The organism is Acinetobacter sichuanensis, from assembly GCF_003024515.2.
Lineage (GTDB): Bacteria > Pseudomonadota > Gammaproteobacteria > Pseudomonadales > Moraxellaceae > Acinetobacter > Acinetobacter sichuanensis.
Genome location: NZ_PYIX02000207.1, coordinates 1 through 641 on the forward strand (window position 1 = coordinate 1; position 641 = coordinate 641).

1 protein-coding gene is annotated in these 641 nt (G+C 43.1%); it reads right to left on the reverse strand.

Annotated features, from left to right (window positions below; all coding sequences use genetic code 11):
• Positions 1 to 46: 46 nt before the first annotated feature.
• The coding region (locus C9E89_RS23055; protein WP_107010351.1) for an IS5 family transposase at positions 47 to 641 on the reverse strand (595 nt) is incomplete at its 5' end.

Consider the following 641-nt stretch of genomic DNA (forward strand, 5'->3'; position numbering starts at 1 on the left):
GTTGCACAAAGATTTGAAATGCAAAGCGCCCCTAATTGAGCCAAATTTAAGGCGTAACTTGGGTAAATGGTCGACCTAATTCAGTGAATTTATTGAGGACTGCCACACGTGTATGAATCTCATTGACTTGGCTTTGAAAGCTCCTTGCACTCAGTTTATCGCCCAATAATTTAATGCAATGCATCTTGGTTTCTACCAAACTTCGCCGATGATAGCCTGACCATTTTTTCCATAGTGTCCTGCCTAAACGTTTAACTGTTCGAAGTAATTCATTTCGTTCTAGCGAGCTACTCTTTGTATCTTTCCATGGTTTCGCATTTTTTCTAGGTGGAATCACCGCATGCGCTTGCCGATCTGCAATGACCTGACGGCATTGCTTGGTGTCATAAGCTCCATCGGTATAAACAGAGTCAATCCGCTCATCTTGTGGAATCTGATCAAGTAAATCACCAAGCACCTGTGAATCACTGACATTATTGGTTGTAAGCTGAACTGCTCGTATTTGCAGGGTTTTGGCATCTATACCAATATGTAGTTTACGCCATTGGCGACGATATTCAGGTCCATGTTTCTTGCGTTTCCATTCGCCCTCACCTAGAAACTTCATGCCTGTAGAGTCCATGAGTAGATGCAGCCCATCT